Source organism: Streptococcus halitosis (assembly GCF_003143695.2).
In the GTDB taxonomy this organism is placed as follows: Bacteria; Bacillota; Bacilli; order Lactobacillales; family Streptococcaceae; genus Streptococcus; species Streptococcus halitosis.
Window position 1 is genome coordinate 88,747 of the sequence record NZ_QEMY02000001.1, and the last position, 20,170, is coordinate 108,916.

Below are 20,170 nucleotides of genomic sequence, written 5' to 3' on the forward strand. Positions count from 1 at the left end.
ATCAGAACACTTGCTCCTTTAGATTTTAACAATTATTGATCACGATCGTAATAGATCTCGTGAGCCTTCAAGCGAGAATTGAGCAATTCAGGAACAGTCACAAATGTATACCCTTCACCCTTTAAATACTCAATGACACTTGGTAGAGAATTAACAGAAGGACCATGGATATCATGCATGAGAATGATAGAACCATTACGAACTTGGTGTTGAATTTCTGTCAAAATAGCAGCTTCATTCTTACTCTTCCAGTCCAAACTATCCACATCCCACATGATAAAACTCAAGTCAAGACTATTTCGAATATCATCAGTGATGGCACCATAAGGTGGACGCATCAGTTTAGAGCTTGATCCTAAAACTTGAGTCAACAAATCTTCTGTATCAGTGATTTGCTTTTTAGCATCTTCGAGGGATAATTTAGAAAGGATAGGGTGATCCCAGCTATGATTTCCCACAACATGACCTTCCGATTTCATTCGTTTCAGAAGATCCTCATTTCCTGCTACGTTTTTTCCAAGTACAAAGAAGGTTGCTTTTACACCATACTTAGCCAAGGTATCCAAGGCTTGTGGAGTTGTAGTCGGATTTGGACCATCATCAAAGGTCAAGGCTACAACCTTTTTATTTTTCTTGGCAAAGTAAGCTTGATAAAGTTCAGCATCTTTTTCTAGTAAATAAGAGGAATCAATGACATCAAAGAAACTGGATATTGGTAAAGCAATTTCTTCAACAGTCTCTCCAGGATTAGCAGGATAAAGGATAATTTGACTATCTTTATAATCAAAACTCCAAGATGCCAAATCCTGATCTGTGAAGTTTTTGACAACCTGATCAATTTTTGCCTGGTCAAGTTTCTTATCTTCTAGAGTTGATTTGATTTGACTTAGTAAGAGTTCCTTAGCCTTGCTTGCATCTTTAAAAAGTTTACTGAGGTCAAAATCTTTCCCATCTTCAGTCAAGAAAATTTTTCCTAAAGAAGTCTTTTCTTTTTCTTCAACCTTTGATGCAGACAAATCGTAGACTTGCTTGCTGATATTACGAGCAACAACTCCCTTTAAGACAGGATCCAGCTGTTCAGTATAATAAAAGACCAGATCCTCTTTATCTTCTAGATTTTCTTTGATGTCTTGGTTGATTTTTTCTCTAATAGACGCAATAACTTCCTCTCCTTGCAGAGGGTAGTAGGCAATCACCTCCGCTTGCCCTTTTCGGAAATTGTCCCTCTGACTACCTGAGTTGAATTGCTGATCCTTTTCGCTTTTTAACGCTTCAATTTTTTGTTCATAAGATTGCTTTTGTAGAACCTTGTAGCCAATGGCACTTCCCAAAAGAATCATAGCGATTCCTAAGATCCCAACAAAGGAAAGCAATAACCTTCTCTTTTTATCGTGAGAAACACGGTTCATATTTTTCTTCATATTTCCATCATATCAAATCAAAGCTATTATTTCAATGATAAACAGGTAATCTAGCTCCATTTCAAAAATAAAGAAAAAGCTTAGAGTTCTCTAAGCTTCTATTTTAAAAGCGAATTGCTTCACGTGTTTTTTCATATGAAGTCACAAAACGATTTGTAACTCCTGGTTCTGCAACTTCCAAGGCTTGAGAAATCTTCTCAAATGATGCCCGATAGTCAAACTCTTTCTCAAAAATTTCAAGTGCTTCGTTGAAAGCCTCTTGGATGCGTTCATCAAATGAACGGTAACGATTTGAGTATTGGAGAAGTTGCTCTGTCAAAGTTGCATACTGAACAATATCGTATGTTTCTGTCTCAAGTACTACCATATCATTCGTTGCAATTTCAAGAATTCGCTTAACAGATTCAATATTAACCTGCGGTTGTTCTAGCTCCGCCATCAAATCTTCAGTGTTATGACTTGCAGTAAAGAAGAGTTTCAAGAAACTTTGAGGGATTCCTGGTAAGTTTCGCTTTTCCATGTAACGTTTGATGGTGTGCAAACGATTCACATAGACATTTGCTTTTTGGCGAGCATTGAGGTCGTCTTTTTCAATTTGCGCAAGTCGTTCGCTCACAGAAATTTGCTCATCTTCAATATCTTTGAGATTGCTTTGAAGCATTTCCAACTGTTCTTCAAGAACAGAATAGGCTTGAGCAGATTCTCTTTGATCCTCTGTTACTTCTAAAATAGCGGTATCAAGTGCAGCTAATTCTTCTTGAAGTCGGCGAACATGATTTCCATCACTTTCTGGAAGAAGGTAAGTTTTATTCAGGCGTTCAAGATCCTGAACAAGCACCTGGTTATTTTCTTTCAAGTGGTTGAGATAGGTTGGAAGTGTTGAGAGGAGATTCTCAACGACTTTTTGAGCCTCAATTTCACGAGTGAAAATATCATAAAGTGCGTTGATTTCTTCTTGAATGCGATTATTTTCATACTCTGCATTGTCCAACTCCAACTGACGAATGTTTTCTTGATTATTCTTCAAAGATTCATGCAAAAGTTGGAAACGTGACTCAATATCTGTTTCAGTAAAGTGGTAGTTGGCATCCAACAACTTGCGATAGCCTTCTTCCAAATCTTCTAATTGATCTGGTAATTCCTTTGTCAAGGTTTCAACAAGAGCTGGAATCCGATCAACAATATGCGTTAGAGCAAGAATATGATTTTCAGTATCATCTAAGATTGCTGCAGCTTCAACTGGGTCACCTGATGAGTTAAGGGTAACGAATTGAGAGAATTCCGATTGGATGTTTTCCAATTGTTTCTCAATCTCAGGAAGAGCTTTTCCATATTTCTCTGAGTCTTCTGCAACGGTATGTTGAAGGGTTTCAAACAAGTCCAAAGCATGTAGGACACGACCACTATTCTTAGATTCTTGCTTTTCAAGTTCAGAAAGGGCATTGCGAATAGCTGCAATATCCTCTTCAATCAAACTAATCTGGCTTTCAATTTGATCAATCTTGTGAGCTGCTTTAAAGAAACGGAAAGAATTATTGTAGTTTTCAGCTTCAAAGAGGTGATTTTCGATGTCTGCAAATGAGTTCAGAGATAAATCAACCCATTTTTGATTCCATTCACGAAAGGTTACCTGACTTTGACCAATCAAGTGCATATTTTTAACGGCTTCAACCTCATCATTTACAGGAAGATTGTAGAGTTCTTCTTTTCTTTCTTCAAGCGCCGTTAATCTGCTTACATTACGCTTACGTAGAAAAATGGCTGTTACATAAGCTAAAATCAAAATGATCGCAATCGCAACCATTAGATAAATTAGTTGTCCATTAGACATATCAAACTCCTTTTATACTAGAAACAATCGTAATGATTATATCATATTTTTTAAACCAAGGGAACTATTTCCCACATTTTTTAGACGTCAAGTGTACTGTAAACAGCGTTTTCTTCGATAAATTCGCGACGAGGTTCTACTCGATCTCCCATCAACATATCAAAGATTTTATCTGCTTCGGCAGCATCATCTACCGAAACACGCGCCATCAAGCGATGTTCAGGATCCATGGTTGTTTCCCACAATTGGTGGTCATCCATTTCTCCCAAACCTTTATAACGTTGGATGGTTGGTTTTGAACGCCCTTCACTGTGACGTGCTAAGGCTTCTTGGAGTTTAATTTCTTGATCTGCACCAGGTTGAATGTATTCTTTAATCTCACTTCCAACTTTAACCCCATAAATCGGTGGTTGGGCAATGTAGACATAACCAGCCTCTAAGATTGGTTTCATATAGCGATAAATCAAGGTTAGCAGGAGTGTTCGAATGTGGGCTCCATCAACATCGGCATCGGTCATCAAAACGAGTTTTTGGTAACGAGCCTTAGTGACATCAAATTCTGCACCAAATCCTGTTCCCATGGCTGTGAAAAGGCTTCGAATTTCTTCGTTGGCAAGGATTTTATCCATGCTAGCTTTTTCAACGTTCAAGATCTTACCACGAATTGGAAGGATAGCCTGAAACTCACGGTTACGACCAGATTTGGCTGATCCACCAGCTGAGTCTCCTTCAACGATGAAGAGTTCGGTTTCAGCTGGGTTGTTTGAAGAACAGTCTGCTAGTTTTCCTGGCAAATTGGAAATTTCCAAACCAGATTTCTTGCGAGTGACTTCACGCGCACGCTTGGCAGCTACACGAGCCTTGGCAGCCAAAATCCCTTTTTCCACGATACGCTTGGCGATCTGTGGATTTTCCATGAGGAAATCAGAGAAGGCATCGCTGAAGAGGCGATTGGTAATCTTGACTACTTCACTATTCCCCAGTTTGGTCTTGGTTTGTCCTTCAAACTGCGGGTTTGGATGCTTAACTGAGATAACTGCAGTCAAGCCTTCACGGACATCTTCCCCTGTTAGGTTATCTTCATTGTCTTTTAGCAGTTTATTCTTGCGAGCATAATCATTGATAACACGTGTCAGCGCTGTACGGAAACCTTGCTCATGCGTACCACCTTCATGGGTGTGAATGTTATTGGCGAAACTCATGACGTTTTCGTGGTAACCGGTTGTGTACTGCATGGCTACTTCAACTGTGATATCATCCATCTCACCGTCTGTGTAGATTGGTGTATCAAAGATAACATCCTTGTTCTCGTTGATATATTCAACGTAGCTAGCAATCCCACCCTCATAGTGGTAATGTTTAGTCTGTTCGAGACCTTCACGCTTATCTGTGATGGAGATTTGAAGACCTCGGTTCAAAAAGGCTAGTTCTTGAATACGTTTGTTTAATTTTTCAAAGTCAAAAGTTGTTGTTTCTGTAAAAATCTCTGGATCTGGTGTGAAGTGAACTGTTGTTCCCGTTTTATCCGTATCTCCAACCACCTCAAGATCAGCAACAACATGACCACGACGGTATTCTTGGTAATGAATCTTACCGTTTTTATGGACATGAACATCTAGTTGAGTTGAAAGAGCGTTTACTACTGATGAACCTACACCGTGCAATCCACCTGAAACCTTGTATCCGCCACCGCCGAATTTTCCTCCAGCGTGAAGAACTGTAAAGACGGTCTCAACAGCGGGACGTCCTGTTTTTTCCTGAATATCAACAGGAATACCACGTCCATCATCCACAACGGTGATGGAATTATCTGGTTCAATAAGGACTTGGATATGACTGGCAAATCCTGCTAGGGCTTCATCAATTGAATTATCAACGATTTCCCAGACTAGATGGTGAAGGCCTTCTTTTGAAGTCGACCCAATATACATACCTGGACGCATACGAACGGCCTCCAACCCCTCCAAAACTTGAATTTGGCTGGCATCATAATCCTGTGCCTGTTGATTTTTGATTTCTTCTGTCATTTTTTCCCTTTTCTTACATGTCTATTGCTTGTCTCAGTGTCACAACGTTTTTAAAAAGATAGGCATCTAAGCCGGCAGCTTTCCCTGCTTCTACATCAATATTCCTGTCTCCAATGACCAAACCGGATGAGATATGATATTTATCACGTAAATAAATCATGGACTCAGGATCTGGTTTTCGTTTGAAACCGGAACTGGCAGTCACGACTTCTGTGAAATAGTCAGCTATCTGAGTCTTTGCAAGAAGTTCTAGAACTTGGTCATTTCGATGAGAAACTAAGAAATGACGGCCACCCTTGTCAGAAATGTCTTTGAGTAGTTCTGGAATCCCTTCAAACAAAACTGGATACTCTAGCTCACGCGCTTCATTATCTTTGTAGTTTTCTAAAAAATTCTCGATGTCTGGGGCAAACTTCTCAATGGCAAAAGCTGTCGAAACCTTTAAGGCTTCGTAAACACGGTCGTGTTCTTGCTCTATTCCGTATTGGGCTAAGGTCTCTACAAAGGCTGCTGTAGAAGTCTCATAATTATCCAATAGGGTGCCACCTAAATCCCATATGTAGTCGTGATATTTCATACCCTTCATTATACCATTTTTTTATGAAAAAAGCGATGATTTCCTAGATTTTTCCAAGTAAAAACGAGAGCCGAACTCTCGTCTTACTGTTAATTTCCAAAGACATCTCGATAGAGCATGCCGACTCGTAAACTTTCAGCATCCCCTCCCAACTGCTCTACCAACTCATAGGCAAAGGCAAGTGCGGTTGACGGTCCTCGGCTAGTTGTTAGATTGCCATCCACAACCACTGTTTGCTTTTGATAAATTCCATCACTGATGTTCTCCTGAACACCGTCATAACAGGTGAAGCGCTTGTCTTTCAGGATACCTGCTTGATGGAGGGCGATTGGAGCTGCACAGATGGCAGCAATTTTCTTTCCTGCTTGATTAAAGGCTTTAATCTGTGAAATGAGGGCTTGATTATCCCGTAGGTGAGCTGAGCCTGGCATGCCACCTGGAAGAACGACCAAGTCATAGTCAGACAAATCACCATCAAAGATACGGTCGGCTTTTACCTGAATGTCATGCGATCCTGTCACCTGTTCTTCAAATCCTACCATATCACATGAAATGTTTGCTCGACGCAAGACATCAACTACTGTCAAGGCTTCAATTTCTTCAAAACCCTGGGCTAAAATAACTGCTACTTTTGCCATAGTGGCCTCCTTATTTGATTTGTTTTAGGACGACTTTCTTTCGTTTGAATGGAACTTTTCCACTTTTCTCCTCCGCTAGGTTGGTCTGGTAACTCATAGATAAGAGGAGACCGACACCAATGAGGTTGCTAATAATTGCGGAACCCCCTTGAGAGATGAAAGGCAGAGGAATCCCTGTCAAAGGAAGTAAGCCTGTCACGGCACCGATATTTTCAAAGATATGGAAAAGCAACATCATGATAAAACCAGTCGAAATGTAGGTGTAGAACTGGTTATTTGACCTGAGCGTAATCTTCAACATCCGGTAAATAAGAAGCAAGTACAAGGCAACGACAAAGACCGAACCAATAAAGCCAAAATCTTCAGCAATCACTGTAAAAATCATATCACTCTCACGTACTGGAATGAGGAGATTGGACACATTGAAACCTTGCCCAAACAAGCCACCACTTCCAATCGCAATTTGTCCCTGCGCCTGTTGGTAAGTCGTTGTTTGCGCGAAGTCAAAGGGATTGAGCCAAGCCAAGATGCGGTTGATCTGGTAGGTTGGCATCCCAATCTGATGCAAGAAGGCACGTCCATCCTTGCTTATAAAGATGACCATGAAGCCTGCAACTGCAGTCACTCCTGTCGCAAAAACAGGAATGATAATCTTCCACGAAACACCTGAAAGGAGAACCATACCTGCAAAAATAGCCACAAAGACCAAGGCAGTCCCCAAGTCACTTTGTAGGGCTAAGAGGATCAAGACTGGGATGGTAAAGGCGATCATCCAACCAATCAATAGGAAATCCAAGGGAATAGTTCGTCGCCATTCCTTGTGTTTTTGAGTGAATTGTACGATGACTCGAGCTAACATCAAGATATAGGAAATCTTCATGAACTCCGATGGCTGAAAGAGTGTCGTTCCACCAATCGATACCCAGTTCTTGGCACCTGTTGACGCTACAAGATTTGGATTGTAGAAAACAAGAGGGAGGACCATCAAGGCTAGGCCTAAACCATAGAGATAAGGAGTCACCTTCCATAAAAACTCGGTATTGAAGAACATGACCACAAAACCAATGACAAGGCCCAAGGAAATCCAAGCGATTTGCTGGCCTAGTATTGGAAGTACATTATTTGGATAGTCATGACTAACTGCTATATAAATGGCCACTACTCCAATCACCAGTAAACAAAACACTGGTAGGAGAAGGCTATAATCGACTCGAGAGTCGAAGGAACGTTTCATATTTTTTACCTCTTCTCTTTCTTGGATTTTTCTTTCATTCTATTGCGACGGGATTGGAGAAAATCAGCTACAGCAGACTCTAGCTGGTCTCTAGAAAGAACCTGAACAGTCCTTTCTTTTGACAAGGTCTGAGCGATTTGTTTGCCGTAACGCTTGCTGACAACACGACTGTCTAAGATTACAGCAACCGAACCTTGGTTGGGCCGTCTAACAGTACGACCCAGGGCTTGTTTTAGCCGAATGATAGTCATCGGCAACTGATAATCATAGAAAGGATTTTTTCCTTCTTGACGCAGTTCTTGGTTTAATTTTTTGGTTAAGGGTTCTTGGGGGTTTTGGAAAGGCAATCTCGGAATCACTTGAATCACGCAAGGATGGGTTGAAAAATCAACCCCTTCCCAGAAACTACCTGTTCCAAGCAAGATCTGACGTTCGCCTTTTTCAAAACGTTTTTTCAGTTGGCTAGGTTCCCCATTTTTATACTGAGCTAGATGCGGTTGGTCGAGCAGGTCTGAAACTGCCAGCAACATCTCTTTTGAGGTAAACAAGACCAGTATGGGTTTTTGAAAGGCTTGTAACCTTCGGATAACAGAAGCCACTTCACTAGCATAGTCAACAGGCGAAACTTCTGTCACAAGAGGAAAATCATTGACTAGAAAGACTTCTTGTTGCTCCTGTTTTGCTACATCAAGCCTAACAAGTGGAGCATCCGGAAATCCCAATAAATCTGCTAAGGAAACCCGATTGCTGATTTCAAGAGTAGCCGATACTCCTAGGAGCCTGCAATCTTCTGGCAATAAGTCCGCTAGTATAAAGCGGCCTTTTTTACTTGAACAAATCAAGACATCCTTGCTCGATTTCTCTGCTGTAGCAAGCCAAAATTCACGGTCCGAGGTGAAAAAGTTTGCAAGTTCTCGATACTCTGGGAGAGCTAACTCCGAAAAATGCTGGCGCAAGTGTTCGAGAGAATCCAACCACTTTCCATTCTTCAGACCTGACTGATAGTGCTCCATCAAGTAACGACATTCAAAGCCGATACTCTCAAGCAAACGTTTCTGAACCAAATCTTCCTCTGACTCCAAGGACTTTTCAATTTGGGTTACAAGTTCCTCAAGGCGATAAGCCTGCTGGGCTAGATTTTCGAGAGCTAACAGCATTTTTTGAGCTTCATCCAAAATCACCAAACGATTGTCGACAAACTCTGGATTGTCTTCCAAACGAGTGACCAGATAGGCATGATTGGTCAGAAGAACACGACTGGTCTTGGCCTTTTCCTGCCCTCGTTTCCAAAAATCCTCTGTAGCAAATAAACTTTTCTTTGAAAGCTTGCCATCGTGGACTAGTTCTGGTAGAAAATGCTGATAGCGATAAAGTTGACCGATTTCGTCCAAGTCACCTATCTCTGTCTCTGTTAGCCAGATAAGCAGTTGCATTTTAAATCGAGTAAATAGACGATTGGACTCCGGCCGATGGAGGACTTGGTGAAAAGCATCCAATTTCAAGTAATTTTGAGGCCCCTTGAGACTATGAATCTCCATATGGAAAACCTCTTTTAATCGCTGACCTTCTTCTTGCATGATTTGATTTTGAAGAATTTTGGTCGGAACACTCACTAGGATACCTGCTTGACTCTCCAAGTTCAAAACTGGGAGGAGATAACCATAAGTCTTGCCCAGTCCCGTTTGAGCTTGGATAAAGGAAGTCTGGTGTTCTTCCAATAATTGCTCAATCTTCTCCGCAAATTCCAACTGTTGCGGTCGCTCCTCCAGCCCCAATAAAGAAATATTTTTAGCAAAATCTTTGGATAACTTTCGTGGGACTAAGGCTTTGCTTTCCTTTTTGAGGAAAAGCCCATGAAGTTCCATCAAGTCTGGCGAAGACAAGAGAGATTGTTGCTGATAGACCTCCTCAATCACCAGATAACTTTCATAGAGAAGGTTGTCTGCAAGGTTTAATAAGCTTTCTAAAAGCCCTTTAGGTAGCTCAAAAAGTTTTTGACGCATGTAAAGCAAGAGTTCAGCTGTTGCTTGAGCATCTGACAGGGCAGTATGGGCATGTTCCAGCTCAATGCCCAACTCTTGACAAAGAATACCTAGATTGTACTTTTCAAATTGAGGATATAGAACTTGGGCTAACTCAACAGTATCCACCCGCGGGGTGCGCAATTCATATCCTTCAAAAAAGAGGAATTCTGCAAGGAGGTTGGCATCAAATTGTACATTGTGCGCAACAAAAATACCGTCCTTAACCAATTCAAAAATTTTTCCGGCCACCTGAGAAAACTCTGGTGCCGCAGCCAAACGCTGATCGGTTAGACCCGTTAATTCTTTGATATGAGAATCCAAGGGTTCATGGGGATTGACATCGGTCGCATACTGATCGATGATTTCACCATTCTCAATCACCACAATGCCTACTTGAATAATTTTTGCCTTGCTTCCAGTGCTGGTCGCCTCTAAATCAACGACCACATACCGATCATTTCTCGCATTCATCATTAAAAATTATATCAAAAAAAGCATGATTTGACACCCCTCAACTTTGATAACAATCTCACTTTCCTTTTGAGTTTGAGTAAAAATCAAGACCTTAGAAGTGAGAATTTCACGCAAGTTAAGCAGTTGGTCGCTGGTTTTGAGGTATTTAAAAACCTTATCAACAAAGCTACATCAACATAAAAAGGCAACCAAGGTATTAGCTGCCTTTTTGAGATATTTTTTTCATTGTTTTCGGAAGAGCCTTGCTAATTTCTGTTGGCAAGACAAGGTAGTTTTCTTGAGCTAGTTCTTGCGCGATAGCTGAATGAAGATAGGTCGCTACCACCACTCTCTCATAGAGACTGACTTGATGAAACTGACCTGCAAAACCTGCAATCATCCCAGCAAGTGTATCTCCCATCCCACCAGTTGCTTGATAAGGGCCTCCGACTTCTAATTGATAATATTCAGGCTGCCCAGCTTGCCAGATACGAGTCGCTGGACCTTTCTCAACTAGAATCGTTCCTTGAGGAAACGCTGAAAGAGCACTAGCAGTCGCCTCTGTATTTTGATGGTCAAGAACTATACCAGACAGTCTTTCCCACTCCTTTTGGTGGGGAGTTAGGATGAGCTGACTGGAAGGAAATGGTAACTGGCCGTTTGCTAAGATGCCCAAAGCACCGCCGTCTGCAATCAAAATCTGGTCTTTTCTAAGGCTCTCACAGACCCGTTTTACGAGTTCTTCTCCGAATGCATCCTCTCGCAAACCCGGACCTAACAAGATAACTTTAGCCTTTTCCAACTGTTCTTTTAACAATTGCTGGTCTTGAAGAGAAAAAGCCATGGCCTCAGGTAAATGGCTGTGCAGAGCAAGGATATTTTCCCTATCTGTGCCAACAGTCACCAAACCTGCCCCACTTTTAACTGCTGCAATGGCGGACATGATGATAGCTCCCCCATAAGGATAGGTTCCTCCCAGCAAGAGCAGGCGACCGTAATCTCCCTTATGGCTGTGACGAGACCGTTCAATAATAACTTTTTCTAATAAAGTTTGATCAATCACTTTCATCGATTTTTCCTCTCACTCCATTATACTACAAAAGGAGGGGCAAACCTCCTTCTACACTATTTTCCCTTAAATTCCGCAAAGGTCTGTAAGATTTTAGCTGCCACTGCTGGAGAAGGTTCTCCTTTTAGCTCTAACGTGTCATCTGCATATGGAGTAAGGCCAGCAAAGTCTCCTATCTGGACTGAATAAAGAGACGTTTTAAACAATTCAATATCGTTTTGGTCATTTCCAAAAGCGATGAAGTTCTCCCCGCATAACTTTTCAACAGTTGTCGCCTTATGAGTATCCAAGGGATTAACATAAAGGCACTTTTCATGCGCATGATAGGAGAGATGAGCCTGGCCTAGTCTTTCTAGCTGACCAAGCAGATCATCAAGCAACTCCTCATGGTCACCCATATAAACGACTACCTTAATCGGAGTCCCTAAGTTCTCAAGTTTCTGATGACGAGCCACCTTTAGGGGATCCACACTGGAAATAAATGGAATCTTCTCTACAATCTGACCACTGTAGTCAAAGCAATCATCTACAAAGAAAGGGAGATTATAAGTCTGGCAATAATCCACTAGCGCCTGATAAACTCTAGCATCAAGATTCCTTTCGAAGATAGCCTTCCCTAAATGATAGGCTACGCCACCATTCAAACCTATGACTAAGCGCTGACTGAGTTCAGAACCTAATAAACCCAAACAATCCCGATAAGAGCGGGCTGAGGCAAACACAAGCTCATGCCCATAATCTTCAGCCTTTAAAAGAACCTGCTGAATCTCCTCATCTATGGTCATGTAGTCAAAAGATAGCGTTCCATCCAGGTCAAATACGAATTTCATCTTCCTAGTCCTTGTTTAGTGTTCGAAGCGCTGCCTGATAGGTTTGCTCCATTAGCATGGTAATCGTCATAGGTCCAACTCCACCAGGTACAGGTGTGATGTGACTAGCAAGTGGTGCAACAGCATCATAATCAACATCTCCACAAAGCTTGCCATTTTCATCTCGGTTCATCCCAACGTCAATGACAACCGCTCCTGGTTTGACAAAGTCAGCAGTCACAAACTTGGCGCGACCAATAGCTACGACAAGGATATCCGCCTTAGCAGCCACCTTGGCAAGATGATGGGTGCGTGAGTGGGTCAAGGTCACAGTCGCATTCTTAGCTAAAAGAAGCTGAGCCATCGGTTTTCCAACAATATTTGAACGACCGATAACAACCGCATTTTTACCTTCCAAGTCAATCCCATACTCATGAAACATTTCCATAATTCCTGCAGGTGTCGAAGGAATCATAACTGGATGACCAGACCAGAGACGCCCCATGTTTAGCGGGTGGAAACCATCCACATCTTTTTCGGGGTCAATAGCTAATAAAACTGCCTCTTCGTCAATATGTTTTGGCAAAGGTAATTGAACCAAAATCCCATGCCAAGCTGGATCTTGATTGTATTTGGCAATCAAGTCTAACAATTCCGCCTGGGTAATGGCCTCTGGAACTCGCACTACTTCACTACGGAAGCCAGCAGCGAGAGCTGACCGTTCCTTATTGCGAACGTAGACTTGGCTGGCAGGATTGTCCCCCACCAAAATCACTACCAATCCTGGAACTAGACCTGTTTCTTCTTTTAGTTTGGCCGTCTTTTCAGCCAACTGTCCTTGTAACTTAGCCGCAAGAGCCTTCCCATCAATAATCTGAGCCATATCTCTTCTCTTTTCTATCAAATATCCTCTATTATATCAAAAAATAACTCGCCATCCTAACACTTCTTGCCTAATGGACCTTATAGTCTGAAACTATAAGAAAAAGCCCTTGTCGAGCTTTTATGCCTATTTATACTAGGTAAATCTGTCATGCTTTCTTTTTGACTTTTGGAGCCGGTAAGACTTCATACATCTCCTTGATTAATTTCATTAGAAATGATTTATCTTCAATGTCTTCTATCAAAATCATCTCCTTAGCTCCTTCATAAGGACGTTCAAGCCTAGTCTGTCCCAGTTGATCCAAGACCATCTTCACAGGCTTCAGTAACAGACGATTATCATAGATTCCTCCAATAATCTTTCCACGATAATAAAGAATATACTCTCCCATCATTGGACGATAACTCATCTCCTCTAGCTCTGATAGCTGTTCGAGAATAAAGTTTAAATATTCTTTACTGGAAGCCATGATACCTACTCCATTTCTTCTAAAAATGAGGTCTTACAAAACCTTACTCAAAAATTCCTTGGTCCGTTGTTCTTTTGTTTGATCGAAAATCTCTTCTGGTGTTCCATCTTCGACAACAACCCCATCTGCCATAAAGATAACACGGTCTGCTACCTCACGCGCAAAGCCCATTTCATGAGTCACAATCACCATAGTCATCCCTGACTTGGCAAGGTCTTGCATAACAGCTAGAACTTCTCCAACCATCTCCGGGTCTAGGGCTGAAGTCGGCTCATCAAAGAGCAAAACATCTGGTTCCATAGCAAGTCCACGTGCAATGGCAATCCGTTGCTGCTGACCACCTGACAAACTCTGTGGATAAGCCGTCGCCTTATCTGGCAAGCCAACTTTTTCTAACAGTTCCTGTGCTCTTTTCTCCGCAACTTCCTTGCTTTCACCTTTGGTTTTAATTGGTGACAAAGTGATATTTTCCATCACTGTCATATTGGGAAAGAGGTTGAATTGTTGGAATACCATGCCCATCTTTTCACGCATGGCAAAAAGGTCATTTTTCTTATCTGTGATATCAACTCCTTCAAAGATAACCTTACCTTTACTTGCTTCTTCAAGGAGATTCATCGAACGAAGGAGGGTTGATTTCCCGCTCCCTGACGGACCGATAATAACCACAACTTCTCCTCGTTTAATCTCAAGGTTGATGCCTTTTAAAACTTCATTTTTCCCAAAAGACTTATGTAGTTCTTCAATTTTAATCAAGGTTTCTGTCATTATTTCTTGTCTCCTTGTTCAATATGTTTTTCAAATGCTTTCAACGCCACTGTCAAAACAGAGGTCATAATCAAATAGTAAAAGGCTGCAAATAAAAGGGGAGTCAACGGTAAATAAGTTGTTGTTGCTACTGTCGTTGCACCATTCCACAACTCCATCACCCCAATCGCAGACAAGAGAGAACTATCCTTGATAATGGTGATAAATTCATTTCCCAGAGCCGGAAGAATATTCTTGATAGCTTGTGGCAAAATGACATAACGCATGGCATTTTTCGGACGAATACCAAGAGAGTAAGCAGCCTCTAACTGCCCTTTAGGAACCGCATTGATCCCAGCACGAACAGTTTCTGAAACGTAAGCTCCACTATTCATAGAAATAATCAGAATACCAGGAATCAAACGAGAAAGATCAACTCCTAAAATTCCCACTTGGATAGTCGGAGCATTGATATGCATAAGAGCAAAGGCAATCATTATTTGAACCATCATCGGAGTTCCACGGAAGATCCAAACATACACATTTGCAAACCAAACGAGCGGTTTAAAGTGTGAACGTTGAGCAAAGGCCAGTAACACACCTATAATGGTCCCTAAGCAGACAACAAGGATGGAAATCAATACGGTAATCAGAGCACCATAGTTAAAATATGGTAAATACTTTGGTAAAAAAGAAAAATTCATATTCAATCAACTTTCTATGTATTAGATTGTATGATTATAACATGAATTGAATTAAAATGCAATCCTTTTTCCCCTGATTTTAACAATTAACTTGATAGAATAGAGAAATAGAGAGAAATCACAGTTTTTTTCTAGTCAACTACCTCTTGTTTATGGTAAAATAGAAACGATAAGAAATGGAGGAGAATCAAAATGGAATCACATTTGGTTAGAATCATTAACCGCCTAGAAGCAATGACAAAAGATGGTGGAAATCTAAAACGTAATTTTGAACGTGAAGGTGTTGTTGTCGCAGAAGTTGCATACAGCCATGACGAAGAAAACGGATCACTCTTCACCCTTCGCGATGTAGAAGCTCGTGAAACTTATACATTTGATAGCATTGATTTGATTGCAATGGAGATCTACGAACTCCTTTACTAATATAAAAACAACGGGCAGTAGGGCCCGATAAATGAGAATCCTTTTTGTCACCACAAATGGGATTTTTTCTTACCTTCAATGTCGCTGGATTCTTCATAAATCCCTCTTTTAAAAACGACCACTTCCCAATCTTTTTACTTGCTTTACACCTTAATCATGCTATAATGAGAGTATAAAACTTTGACTATTCTTGACCTTTTTCTTAGACCAAGAATAAGAATGAAATGAGGTAGATGTATGCTCTGTCAAAACTGTAAAATTAACGACTCAACAATTCATCTGTATACCAATATCAATGGACAGCAAAAGCAAATTGATCTCTGTCAAAATTGCTATAAAATTATCAAAACAGATCCAAATAATACCCTCTTTAAAGGAATGACTGACTTAAACAATCATGACTTTGATCCTTTCGGCGACTTTTTCAATGATTTGAACAATTTCAAACCTTCTTCTAATAACGTCCCTCCAACTCAATCTGGTGGAGGATATGGAGGAAACGGTGGTTATGGACCTCAAAACCGCGGACCTGTTCAAACACCTCCTCCTAGCCAAGAAAGAGGGCTCCTAGAGGAATATGGTATCAACGTGACTGAAATAGCTCGTCGAGGAGATATTGACCCTGTTATCGGCCGAGACGAGGAGATTATCCGCGTTATCGAAATCCTCAACCGTCGAACCAAAAACAATCCTGTCCTTATCGGAGAACCAGGTGTTGGTAAAACAGCTGTTGTCGAAGGTTTAGCTCAGAAGATTGTCGATGGTGATGTTCCCCATAAACTCCAAGGCAAGCAGGTCATCCGTCTGGATGTGGTTAGTCTAGTTCAAGGAACAGGGATTCGAGGTCAATTTGAAGAGCGTATGCAAAAGCTCATGGAAGAGATACGCAAACGCGAGGACATCATCCTCTTTATCGACGAAATCCATGAAATTGTTGGTGCAGGGTCAGCAGGTGATGGCAATATGGATGCAGGTAATATCCTGAAACCTGCCCTTGCCCGTGGTGAATTGCAATTGGTTGGCGCTACTACTCTCAATGAATACCGTATCATTGAAAAAGATGCTGCTTTGGAACGTCGTATGCAGCCTGTCAAAGTTGATGAACCAACTGTCGAAGAAACCATTATCATCCTCAAAGGGGTTCAAAAGAAATACGAAGACTACCATCACGTCAAGTACACAGACACTGCTATCGAAGCTGCTGCAAATCTTTCCAATCGCTATATCCAAGACCGCTTCTTGCCAGACAAGGCTATTGACCTGTTAGATGAAGCTGGTTCTAAGATGAATCTGACGCTGAACTTTGTTGATCCTAAAGTGATTGATCAGCGTTTAATTGAAGCTGAGAATCTCAAGGCTCAAGCTACTCGAGAGGAAGACTTTGAAAAGGCTGCCTATTTCCGCGATCAGATTGCCAAGTACAAGGAAATGCAGAAAAACAAGGTGACTGACCAGGATACTCCTATCATTAGCGAGAAAACCATTGAGCATATCATTGAGCAGAAAACCAATATTCCTGTCGGAGAACTCAAAGAAAAAGAACAGTCTCAGCTTATCCATCTAGCAGACGACCTCAAAGCTCATGTCATTGGTCAAGATGAAGCTGTCGATAAGATTGCCAAAGCCATCCGTCGTAATCGTGTTGGTCTTGGAACTCCTAACCGCCCAATCGGAAGTTTCCTCTTTGTCGGACCAACTGGTGTCGGTAAGACAGAACTGTCCAAACAACTAGCCATTGAACTCTTTGGTTCTGCTGACAGCATGATTCGCTTTGATATGAGTGAATACATGGAAAAACACAGTGTGGCTAAATTAGTCGGAGCCCCTCCAGGTTATGTTGGCTACGATGAAGCGGGTCAGTTAACGGAAAAAGTTCGTCGTAATCCTTACTCACTCATCCTTCTCGATGAAGTCGAAAAAGCCCATCCAGATGTGATGCACATGTTCCTTCAAGTCTTAGACGATGGCCGTTTGACAGACGGACAAGGACGAACAGTTAGCTTTAAGGATGCTATCATTATCATGACCTCAAATGCCGGTACCGGTAAGGCCGAAGCCAGTGTTGGTTTTGGAGCTGCTCGTGAAGGTCGAACCAACTCTGTTCTCGGTGAACTCGGCAACTTCTTTAGTCCTGAGTTTATGAACCGTTTTGACGGCATCATCGAATTTAAACCTCTCAGCAAGGACAACCTCCTCCAAATCGTCGAACTCATGCTAGCGGATGTCAACAAACGCCTCTCTAGCAACAACATCCACCTCGATGTGACAGACAAGGTCAAGGAAAAGTTGGTTGACCTAGGTTATGATCCCAAAATGGGAGCACGCCCACTCCGTCGTACCATTCAAGACCATATCGAGGATGCTATTACAGACTACTACCTTGAAAATCCAAGCGAAAAAGACCTCAAGGCAGTCATGACAAGCAATGGTAAGATTCAAATCAAATCTACCAAAAAAACTGAAAAAATCAAAGAAAATACTTCTGAAAGAGAAGAATAAATCTATATAACAAGTGCAGAAAGTCTATCATTTTCTGCACCTTTTTTACTAAAATAAATGAAAAACCTTGACAGCTAGCCCCTCGTCCATTATGATAATAATAAAGATACTAGAGAATGAGGAAAGTTCAATGGCAAACCCAACTTTTGGTGATAAAAAAGAGAATGTGACCTACCAGCCCCGCTATGGCGTGTACGCAGTTATTCCTGATGCAGAAAAAAAACAAATTGTCCTAGTTCAAGCTCCCAATGGTGCTTGGTTCTTGCCAGGTGGAGAAATTGAAGCAGGCGAAGATCATCAAGATGCACTGAAGAGAGAACTAATCGAAGAACTTGGCTTTACAGCTGAGATTGGAACCTATTATGGGCAAGCTGATGAGTATTTCTACTCTCGCCACCGTGATGCCTACTACTACAACCCAGCTTATCTCTATGAAGCTACTTCTTTCCAAGAAGTACAAAAACCATTGGAAGATTTTAATCATATTGCTTGGTTTCCTATTGATGAAGCAATTGAAAAACTCAAACGTGGTAGCCATAAATGGGGAATTGAAGCTTGGAAAATCCAGCATGGAATTGACTAAATTGCACGATTTTATCCAAAAAGTACTATAATAGAGTTAGAAAATCGGAGGAACTGTTATGAAGCTTATCAACACGACTAATTCACACTCGCAACTTGTTAAAAGCCAATTAGAAAGTACTGACGCAACTCTTGTTGAGGTCTATTCGGCCGGAAATACAGATGTGGTTTTCACACAAGCCCCGCTTCACTATGAAATCCTCATTTCGAACAAACACCGTGCTATTCGTGAACCCGAAATTGAAACCATCCAAGACTTCTTCTTGAAACGTAAAATCGACAAAGAAAGTATCGATGAAGCAAATATCAAAACCCTCTATTCGGATAAATTGATTGAGATCTCAATCCCTATAAAATAAGAAGACCAGCTTTTAAGCTGGTTTTCACTTGCAAAAAAGATTGGTAGTTGTGTACTACCAATCTTTTTTATTTTATTTCACAGCTTCTTTCAAAGCCTCTACCTTGTCCAAACGTTCCCATGGAAGGTCAATATCTGTACGTCCCATGTGTCCATAAGCCGCTGTTTGACGGTAAATTGGACGTTTAAGATCCAGCATTTGGATAATTCCTGCAGGGCGAAGATCAAAGGTTTGACGCGCTGCTTTTTCAAGTTTGCTTTCAGCTACTGTTCCTGTACCGAAAGTATCGATACGAACAGAAACAGGCTGTGCCACACCGATGGCATAGGCCAATTGCACTTCTACTTTCTTAGCAAGACCTGCTGCCACGATATTCTTGGCAATGTAGCGAGCTGCATATGACGCAGAACGATCCACCTTAGTCGCATCCTTACCAGAGAAGGCACCGCCACCATGACGAGAATAGCCACCATAGGTATCCACGATGATCTTACGACCAGTCAAACCTGAGTCTCCTTGAGGTCCACCGATTACAAAGCGGCCAGTCGGATTGATGAAGAATTTTGTTTGCTCATCCAAGTAAGAAGCTGGAATAACTTCTTTGATAACCTTGTTAATCACATCTTGATGGATTTGTTCATTAGTAGCTTCTGGATCGTGCTGAGTTGAAATAACGACTGTGTCCACACGTACTGGACGATCATTTTCATCGTACTCAACTGTAACTTGTGATTTGGCATCTGGACGAAGATAACTGATTTCACCAGACTTACGAAGTTCTGCCAAACGACGAACCAACTTGTGGCTGAGTGAGATTGGCAATGGCATGAGTTCTTCTGTCTCATCCACTGCAAATCCAAACATGAGACCTTGGTCACCAGCACCAATCAAGTCAAGCGGATCTTGATCTGCACTTCCACGGACTTCCAAGGCTTCGTTAACACCTTGGGCGATATCCGGCGACTGCTCAACAAGCGATGGATGAACTCCAACTGTTTCCGCAGAAAAACCATATTCTGCATTCGTATAACCAATCTCTGCAATGGTATCACGAACCACACGGTTGATATCCACATAAGCATTTGTAGAAATTTCACCAAAAACATGGACAGAACCAGTGTATACAGCTGTCTCAGCAGCAACGTGCGCCTCTGGATCCTTTGCTAAAATAGCATCCAAAATCGCATCTGAAATTTGGTCTGCAATCTTATCCGGATGCCCCTCAGATACAGATTCAGACGTGAATAATTTACGTTCTGACATAAAAATGTCCCCCCTTAAAAAATATTGTTATAGAGTTACAAAGTACTGATAGAAATTTCTACCATCTTATCGGGACTATATAACCTTATCATTATACCACTTTTTACTCATTTTTGCATTCTTTTCGAAAATTTATAAAACGAAGGTACAAAAAGGAG

18 protein-coding genes are annotated in these 20,170 nt (G+C 41.4%); 4 read left to right on the top strand and 14 right to left on the bottom strand.

Annotated features, from left to right (window positions below):
• Window positions 1-32 precede the first annotated feature (32 nt).
• The 13 genes from pgdA to DB729_RS00535 form a co-directional block, all read right to left on the bottom strand.
• Complete coding sequence (gene pgdA / locus DB729_RS00475) at window positions 33-1,421, bottom strand: peptidoglycan-N-acetylglucosamine deacetylase PgdA (protein WP_109289792.1); 1,389 nt, start codon at window positions 1,419-1,421, stop codon at window positions 33-35.
• Window positions 1,422-1,524: 103 nt separating this feature from the next.
• A complete protein-coding gene (gene ezrA / locus DB729_RS00480; protein ID WP_109289791.1) occupies window positions 1,525-3,252 on the bottom strand; it encodes a septation ring formation regulator EzrA in 1,728 nt (575 codons plus the stop codon).
• Between the two features lie 80 nt (window positions 3,253-3,332).
• A complete protein-coding gene (gene gyrB / locus DB729_RS00485) occupies window positions 3,333-5,279 on the bottom strand; it encodes a DNA topoisomerase (ATP-hydrolyzing) subunit B (protein ID WP_109289790.1) in 1,947 nt (648 codons plus the stop codon).
• A 13-nt stretch (window positions 5,280-5,292) separates the two neighbouring features.
• Window positions 5,293-5,856, bottom strand: coding sequence for an HAD-IA family hydrolase (locus DB729_RS00490; RefSeq protein ID WP_279586244.1), 564 nt, complete (start codon window positions 5,854-5,856; stop codon window positions 5,293-5,295).
• Between the two features lie 89 nt (window positions 5,857-5,945).
• Complete coding sequence (locus tag DB729_RS00495) at window positions 5,946-6,494, bottom strand: DJ-1 family glyoxalase III (RefSeq protein WP_109289788.1); 549 nt, start codon at window positions 6,492-6,494, stop codon at window positions 5,946-5,948.
• A gap of 10 nt (window positions 6,495-6,504) precedes the next feature.
• Window positions 6,505-7,728 carry an FtsW/RodA/SpoVE family cell cycle protein gene (locus DB729_RS00500; protein WP_109289787.1) on the bottom strand — a complete coding sequence of 408 codons (1,224 nt, stop codon included), beginning with the start codon at window positions 7,726-7,728 and terminating at the stop codon, window positions 6,505-6,507.
• A gap of 5 nt (window positions 7,729-7,733) precedes the next feature.
• On the bottom strand, window positions 7,734-10,223 hold the full coding sequence (locus tag DB729_RS00505) for a bifunctional DnaQ family exonuclease/ATP-dependent helicase (RefSeq protein WP_165442233.1): 2,490 nt from the start codon (window positions 10,221-10,223) through the stop codon (window positions 7,734-7,736).
• Window positions 10,224-10,422: 199 nt separating this feature from the next.
• The gene (locus DB729_RS00510) at window positions 10,423-11,274 is read right to left on the bottom strand and encodes an NAD(P)H-hydrate dehydratase (RefSeq protein WP_109289785.1); all 852 of its coding nucleotides are present in this window, start codon (window positions 11,272-11,274) and stop codon (window positions 10,423-10,425) included.
• A 56-nt stretch (window positions 11,275-11,330) separates the two neighbouring features.
• Window positions 11,331-12,104 carry an HAD hydrolase family protein gene (locus tag DB729_RS00515; protein WP_109289784.1) on the bottom strand — a complete coding sequence of 258 codons (774 nt, stop codon included), beginning with the start codon at window positions 12,102-12,104 and terminating at the stop codon, window positions 11,331-11,333.
• 4 nt (window positions 12,105-12,108) lie between these two features.
• Window positions 12,109-12,966, bottom strand: a complete 858-nt coding sequence (locus DB729_RS00520; protein WP_049549837.1) for a bifunctional methylenetetrahydrofolate dehydrogenase/methenyltetrahydrofolate cyclohydrolase — start codon at window positions 12,964-12,966, stop codon at window positions 12,109-12,111.
• Window positions 12,967-13,114: 148 nt separating this feature from the next.
• Complete coding sequence (locus DB729_RS00525; protein ID WP_109289783.1) at window positions 13,115-13,435, bottom strand: TfoX/Sxy family protein; 321 nt, start codon at window positions 13,433-13,435, stop codon at window positions 13,115-13,117.
• A 33-nt stretch (window positions 13,436-13,468) separates the two neighbouring features.
• The gene (locus tag DB729_RS00530) at window positions 13,469-14,203 is read right to left on the bottom strand and encodes an amino acid ABC transporter ATP-binding protein (RefSeq protein WP_000140925.1); all 735 of its coding nucleotides are present in this window, start codon (window positions 14,201-14,203) and stop codon (window positions 13,469-13,471) included.
• Window positions 14,203-14,886, bottom strand: coding sequence for an amino acid ABC transporter permease (locus DB729_RS00535; protein WP_049490309.1), 684 nt, complete (start codon window positions 14,884-14,886; stop codon window positions 14,203-14,205). The genes DB729_RS00530 and DB729_RS00535 overlap by 1 nt, the downstream gene beginning before the upstream one ends.
• Before the next feature lie 192 nt (window positions 14,887-15,078).
• On the opposite strand from DB729_RS00535, the gene DB729_RS00540 reads away from it, so the two are divergent.
• From DB729_RS00540 to DB729_RS00555, 4 genes are all read left to right on the top strand, one after another.
• Window positions 15,079-15,309, top strand: a complete 231-nt coding sequence (locus tag DB729_RS00540) for a DUF1797 family protein (protein WP_000443577.1) — start codon at window positions 15,079-15,081, stop codon at window positions 15,307-15,309.
• Between the two features lie 237 nt (window positions 15,310-15,546).
• A complete protein-coding gene (locus DB729_RS00545) occupies window positions 15,547-17,808 on the top strand; it encodes an ATP-dependent Clp protease ATP-binding subunit (RefSeq protein WP_109289782.1) in 2,262 nt (753 codons plus the stop codon).
• Window positions 17,809-17,938: 130 nt separating this feature from the next.
• Entirely contained in the window at window positions 17,939-18,391 is a 453-nt protein-coding gene (locus DB729_RS00550) for an NUDIX hydrolase (RefSeq protein WP_109289781.1), read from the top strand.
• 58 nt (window positions 18,392-18,449) lie between these two features.
• Window positions 18,450-18,749 (top strand): DUF1827 family protein, encoded by a 300-nt coding sequence (locus tag DB729_RS00555; RefSeq protein WP_000767203.1) that lies wholly within the window; start codon window positions 18,450-18,452, stop codon window positions 18,747-18,749.
• 72 nt (window positions 18,750-18,821) lie between these two features.
• On the opposite strand, the gene metK is transcribed toward DB729_RS00555, so the two are convergent.
• Window positions 18,822-20,012 (bottom strand): methionine adenosyltransferase, encoded by a 1,191-nt coding sequence (metK, locus tag DB729_RS00560; protein WP_000003926.1) that lies wholly within the window; start codon window positions 20,010-20,012, stop codon window positions 18,822-18,824.
• Between the last annotated feature and the right edge of the window lie 158 nt (window positions 20,013-20,170).

What these genes read in the sequence shown, in the direction of transcription:
- pgdA (WP_109289792.1), bottom strand. Translation starts at nt 1,421, where the DNA reads ATGAAGAAAAATATGAACCGTGTTTCTCACGATAAAAAGAGAAGGTTA.
- ezrA (WP_109289791.1), bottom strand. Translation starts at nt 3,252, where the DNA reads ATGTCTAATGGACAACTAATTTATCTAATGGTTGCGATTGCGATCATT.
- gyrB (WP_109289790.1), bottom strand. Translation starts at nt 5,279, where the DNA reads ATGACAGAAGAAATCAAAAATCAACAGGCACAGGATTATGATGCCAGC.
- DB729_RS00490 (WP_279586244.1), bottom strand. Translation starts at nt 5,856, where the DNA reads ATGAAATATCACGACTACATATGGGATTTAGGTGGCACCCTATTGGAT.
- DB729_RS00495 (WP_109289788.1), bottom strand. Translation starts at nt 6,494, where the DNA reads ATGGCAAAAGTAGCAGTTATTTTAGCCCAGGGTTTTGAAGAAATTGAA.
- DB729_RS00500 (WP_109289787.1), bottom strand. Translation starts at nt 7,728, where the DNA reads ATGAAACGTTCCTTCGACTCTCGAGTCGATTATAGCCTTCTCCTACCA.
- DB729_RS00505 (WP_165442233.1), bottom strand. Translation starts at nt 10,223, where the DNA reads ATGAATGCGAGAAATGATCGGTATGTGGTCGTTGATTTAGAGGCGACC.
- DB729_RS00510 (WP_109289785.1), bottom strand. Translation starts at nt 11,274, where the DNA reads ATGAAAGTGATTGATCAAACTTTATTAGAAAAAGTTATTATTGAACGG.
- DB729_RS00515 (WP_109289784.1), bottom strand. Translation starts at nt 12,104, where the DNA reads ATGAAATTCGTATTTGACCTGGATGGAACGCTATCTTTTGACTACATG.
- DB729_RS00520 (WP_049549837.1), bottom strand. Translation starts at nt 12,966, where the DNA reads ATGGCTCAGATTATTGATGGGAAGGCTCTTGCGGCTAAGTTACAAGGA.
- DB729_RS00525 (WP_109289783.1), bottom strand. Translation starts at nt 13,435, where the DNA reads ATGGCTTCCAGTAAAGAATATTTAAACTTTATTCTCGAACAGCTATCA.
- DB729_RS00530 (WP_000140925.1), bottom strand. Translation starts at nt 14,203, where the DNA reads ATGACAGAAACCTTGATTAAAATTGAAGAACTACATAAGTCTTTTGGG.
- DB729_RS00535 (WP_049490309.1), bottom strand. Translation starts at nt 14,886, where the DNA reads ATGAATTTTTCTTTTTTACCAAAGTATTTACCATATTTTAACTATGGT.
- DB729_RS00540 (WP_000443577.1), top strand. Translation starts at nt 15,079, where the DNA reads ATGGAATCACATTTGGTTAGAATCATTAACCGCCTAGAAGCAATGACA.
- DB729_RS00545 (WP_109289782.1), top strand. Translation starts at nt 15,547, where the DNA reads ATGCTCTGTCAAAACTGTAAAATTAACGACTCAACAATTCATCTGTAT.
- DB729_RS00550 (WP_109289781.1), top strand. Translation starts at nt 17,939, where the DNA reads ATGGCAAACCCAACTTTTGGTGATAAAAAAGAGAATGTGACCTACCAG.
- DB729_RS00555 (WP_000767203.1), top strand. Translation starts at nt 18,450, where the DNA reads ATGAAGCTTATCAACACGACTAATTCACACTCGCAACTTGTTAAAAGC.
- metK (WP_000003926.1), bottom strand. Translation starts at nt 20,012, where the DNA reads ATGTCAGAACGTAAATTATTCACGTCTGAATCTGTATCTGAGGGGCAT.